This window comes from Phyllobacterium sp. SB3, assembly GCF_040009165.1.
Lineage (GTDB): Bacteria > Pseudomonadota > Alphaproteobacteria > Rhizobiales > Rhizobiaceae > Phyllobacterium.
Genome location: NZ_JBDYKI010000018.1, coordinates 1 through 4,580, shown reverse-complemented (window position 1 = coordinate 4,580; position 4,580 = coordinate 1). Strand labels below are relative to the sequence as shown.

Sequence of the window (4,580 nt, the reverse complement as noted above, 5' to 3'; positions counted from 1 at the left end):
GCCAGCCTCTACATCTGGTTCTTCCGCGGTACGCCGCTGCTCGTTCAGATCATCTTCTGGTTTAATATTCAGCTCTTCATCCCCAGTATCGATATCGGCTCGATCCATTTCGACACGAACTCGATCATCACTGCCTTTGTCGCCGCGTTGCTTGCCCTCAGCCTCAACGAGGCGGCCTATATGGCGGAAATCATGCGCGGGGGCTTGATGGCGGTCGATACTGGCCAGCAGGAGGCGGCCAAGGCGCTGGGCTATACGCCGACGCAGGCGATGCTGCGCATCATTTTTCCGCAGGCGTTGCGGGTCATCATACCGCCGATCGGCAACCAGACCATCTCGATGTTGAAGACGACTTCACTGGTTTCGGTGGTGGCGGCGCAGGATCTCCTGACCCGCGCCCAGAATATATACGCCAAGAACTTCCTCATCATCGAACTGCTGATCGTTGCCAGCATCTGGTACCTCGTGATGACGACGGTCGCATCCAGCCTGCAATATATGATCGAACGCCGGCTCGGCCGGTCAACCGGCGAGGCGCCGATGGCCTGGCGAGCTACCCTGCGCTTGCTTCGCGCCGAGGGGAGCAACGGATGACCTATTTATCGCCAACAACCGACATTGCCATGGTCGAAGCCCACGACGTCCGCAAATCATTCGGTGCACACGAGGTGCTGAAGGGCATCAACCTGACGATCCGCAAGGGCGAAGTCGTCTGTCTGCTTGGACCGTCGGGAAGCGGCAAATCGACCTTCCTGCGCTGTATCAACCATCTCGAACGCATGACCGGCGGGCGCATCCTCGTTGACGGCCAATTAATCGGCTACAATGAGCGACGTGACCTGCTCTATGAGATGAGCGGCAAGGAGCTCGCCCGGCAGCGCGAAGACATAGGCATGGTGTTCCAGCGGTTCAATCTCTTTGCGCATCATGACGTGCTCACTAACATCTCGCAGGCGCCGATGCTGATCCGCGGCCAGTCGCGCGAGCAGGCCTTCGCCCGCGCCAGGCAATTGCTGAAGCTCGTCGATCTCGAAGGCCGGGAGGGCGCGTACCCTTACCAGCTTTCCGGCGGTCAGCAGCAGCGGGTCGCCATTGCCCGCGCGCTGGCCATGAACCCGAAGCTGATGCTGTTCGACGAGCCGACCTCGGCGCTCGATCCGGAGCTCGTCGGCGAAGTGCTGGCGGTCATGCGCAAGCTCGCAGCTGACGGCATGACCATGCTCGTCGTCACCCATGAACTCGCCTTCGCACGGGAGGTCGCCGACCGCGTGATCTTCATGGATCAGGGCGTCGTGGTCGAGGAAGGTCCGGCGCGGCAGGTCATCGATGCGCCGCAACATGAGCGAACCAAAACATTTCTCAGGCGAATGCACTGACCGGATCGGCAATCATTTGTCTGAGGGGCCGCACGTCTTTCACGTGCATCAAGAAAAGGGGAATGCCATGAATACCAGATTGTTAAAACTGTCTCTTGCAACCCTTGCCGTCCTCATGGCCGGCACGGCGGGCTTCGCCGCTGGCATCGACCAGAAGCTGCACGACATGCTTCCGGAGAAAATCAAGACCGCCGGCGAGATCAAGGTCGGAACAGAGCCGCAAACGCCGCCGTATGATTTCTACGGCGAAGATAACAAGACCATCACCGGACTGGAACGCGAGCTGCGCGACGAGATGGGCGCGCGTCTTGGCGTGAAATTCACCGATATGCCAGCGCAGTTCGCCAGCATCATTCCGGGTATCCAGGCCGGCCGTTTCGACATCGGCATGTCAGCCTTCGGCGACTTCGCCGAGCGCGAAAAGATCGTCGATATCGTCAACTACATGCTTGAAGGCACCAGCATCATCGTGCTTGAGGGCAACCCGAAGAACATTCACAAACTGAAAGACGCTTGCGGTCTGAACGCCGGCGCCGTCCAGGGCTCCATTCCGCTCGAACTTCTCGACAAGCAGAAGGGCCTCTGCCCAGCAGACAAACCGCTCAATGTGATGCAGTTCCCCTCCAACGACCAGATCAAGATTGCGCTGCAAAGCGGACGCGTCGATCTCTCCATGGATACGACCGGCGTTGCCGCATACAGCCTGCAGCATCAGCCGGAAGGCAACAAGAAGATCGAGCTCATTCCTGGTGCGCAATATGCCGTCGGGTATCAGGCCGTGCTCGTCAGCAAGGAAAGCAACCAGTTGCGCGACGCCCTCGCCGCCACGCTGCAATCGATGATCGATGACGGCTCCTACGGCAAAATCTTCGACAAATGGGGCCTTGGCGAGAACAAGCTCGACAAGATCACCATCAACGATGCCGCCCGGTTCGCCGACTATCTGAAGCTGGACTAAGACGCACTTTCTCCCAAGCGGCCGGAAGGCAAAACGTCTTCCGGCCTTTACTCCCCATCAGCATACGGAATGAAAAATGACCGACAGAGTCCCCTACCGCGACGCCATCGCCCTGCAGCCCACCGCTCTAAAAGCCAGCCTGAAGAGCATTTCCGAGACGTTGGATACGATCGATCTTGTGCCGCTGAAGTCGGGAACGATCGTGCTCGCTGGCATCGGCGCCAGTCTCTACGCAGCAATCGTCGCGGCGGTACAGATGCGCAATCAAGGTATCCGTGCCTTTGCGCTTGCAGCAACAGATCTTTACGACCCATCCATAGAAGCGGGCGATGCCTATATCGCATTTTCCGCTTCCGGCCGCAGCATAGAACCAGCAACGGCGATGGAAGTGCGTCCGGACAAGCCGACCTACGGCGTCGCGATGGCGGACATGACACCGCTCTCCAAGGTCGTGCGCCACATGATCCCAACGAATAGCGGCATTGACAGCGGTCCGAACACCACAAGCTATCTTGGCTCGTTGCTGGCGGCAGCATTGCTTGCGGACAAGGCGGGGCGTCCTTCCGGCACCGATTGGACGGCGCTGTCCCCGGCAGCGCAGTCAGTTCTCGAAATGGTCAAACCGCAGGTCGAGAAGGCTGCGAAGATGCTTGGCGGATGCAAGGCGATCGATTGCGTCGGGGCTGGCTGTGCCTATGGGACGGCGGGATATATTTCGCTGCTGATCCGCGAAGCGGCCCGTATTTCCGCCCAGGACTGGGACACGCTGAACTTCCTGCACGGGCCAATGGAACCGAACGACAAGAATACCGGTGTCATTCTTTTTGGCGATGGCCGCGAAGTGCAGCTCGCCAAGGACCTCGCCAGCTTCGGCATTCCGGCGGTGCTGATCACAGGTCGCAGTGACGTGACCGACACTGACAATCTCGTCGTCATCAACGTACCCGCTTTCAGCCCCGGTATTGGCGATGCCATCCTCCAGGCCATTCCGGCGCAGCTGATTGTCGCCACGCTTTCTGAGGGTGCGGGGCTCCCCGTCTGCAACTTCCGTTACCGCCAGACGGATACCAAGCTCGTGGTTGGCTGATTGACTCTTATTGGCGGACAGGTTCCGCCAAAGTCCCCGGGTAAAGGAAGGCGGCGCTGTTGTCTTCCCCGAGCAGACCGGCCATGGCGAAATCAACGCCCAGACGCATCGCGCCGAGCACCGTCGCCTGGTTGGAAAGTTCGCTGGCCCTGATCTCCACCGGCCAGCAAAGCTCCTTCACAACCTTGTCGACACCTTCAAGCAGGGCCGTATTCTGTCCAACGCCGCCGCCGAGTACCACCAGTTCAGGATCAAGGACGCTGACGCAGGCGGCGACCAGATTGCCGACATCGTTTGCATGGCGTTCGACGCACCACCGTGCATAGTCAGAAGTCTGGGCGAGAGAGAACAGTTCGGCAGTCGAAACCGGTGGTCCGCCTTCCGATGCAGGCCAATTCTCCTTGCAACGCTGCAGAAGCTGCACCGAGCCCAAGTAGGTCTCAACGTGCTGAAAGCGGGGCTTTTCCGTTTCGGACCAGGGAAAAGGCAAATGCCCCACCTCGCCCGCACCGCCACGGAACCCGCGAAATAGCTTGCCATCCAGGACAATCCCCACACCGACCTTGACGCCGATCTGCAGGTAGATGGCAAAGGAATGATGCTTGGCCGCCCCCTCATGGTACTCGGCCAGCGCTGCGCAATTAACATTATTCTCAACCACAATCGGCACATTGTAAGACTTCTGCAGCCTCTGTAACATCTGCGCAAAATCATCGCGCGCTGGAAGTCGCTCGAGCGTCTGCGAAATTATATTGGGCAAAGCAACTGCGATAACCCGCAGCGGCCCATGGCTTTTCCCGCATTGCGACAACAGAGATTGGACAGCCGTTTCGATCGCCCGGAACCGCCGCGCGGCATTTTCGCCATCAACGCCAACCGGCTGCCGCAACTCGACAAAATTCTGACCATCGAGCTTCGAGGCCATCGCATGGATCTGGGTCGTTCCACAATCGACGCCGATCGCAAAACCAGCGCCGGCGCCGAGTCCATACGTTACCGCGGTGCGGCCAACGGCGCCCTTTGCAACACCGTTCGAAGCCACAAGTCCATGGGCTTCGAGTTCGCCGACTGCAGCGGACATCGTTGGTTTGGAAAAAGCGAGCGCGGCACTCAGTTGCGGCCTTGTAACCGGTCCGGAACGCGAGATCATTTTCAGGAC

5 protein-coding genes are annotated in these 4,580 nt (G+C 59.3%); 4 read left to right on the top strand and 1 reads right to left on the bottom strand.

What is annotated here, in order from left to right:
* The 4 genes from ABKW30_RS29140 to ABKW30_RS29125 form a co-directional block, all read left to right on the top strand.
* Window positions 1-594, top strand: a 594-nt coding sequence (locus tag ABKW30_RS29140; protein WP_348602471.1) for an amino acid ABC transporter permease, incomplete at its 5' end; no start/stop codon positions are given.
* Window positions 591-1,376 (top strand): amino acid ABC transporter ATP-binding protein, encoded by a 786-nt coding sequence (locus ABKW30_RS29135; protein WP_348602470.1) that lies wholly within the window; start codon window positions 591-593, stop codon window positions 1,374-1,376. The genes ABKW30_RS29140 and ABKW30_RS29135, both read left to right, overlap by 4 nt.
* Entirely contained in the window at window positions 1,327-2,334 is a 1,008-nt protein-coding gene (locus ABKW30_RS29130; RefSeq protein WP_348602469.1) for an ABC transporter substrate-binding protein, read from the top strand. The genes ABKW30_RS29135 and ABKW30_RS29130 overlap by 50 nt, the downstream gene beginning before the upstream one ends.
* Window positions 2,335-2,410: 76 nt before the next feature.
* Window positions 2,411-3,421, top strand: a complete 1,011-nt coding sequence (locus tag ABKW30_RS29125; RefSeq protein ID WP_348602468.1) for a phosphosugar isomerase — start codon at window positions 2,411-2,413, stop codon at window positions 3,419-3,421.
* A gap of 7 nt (window positions 3,422-3,428) precedes the next feature.
* Here ABKW30_RS29125 and ABKW30_RS29120 read toward each other — a convergent pair.
* Window positions 3,429-4,580, bottom strand: a 1,152-nt coding sequence (locus ABKW30_RS29120; protein WP_348602467.1) for an ROK family transcriptional regulator, incomplete at its 5' end; no start/stop codon positions are given.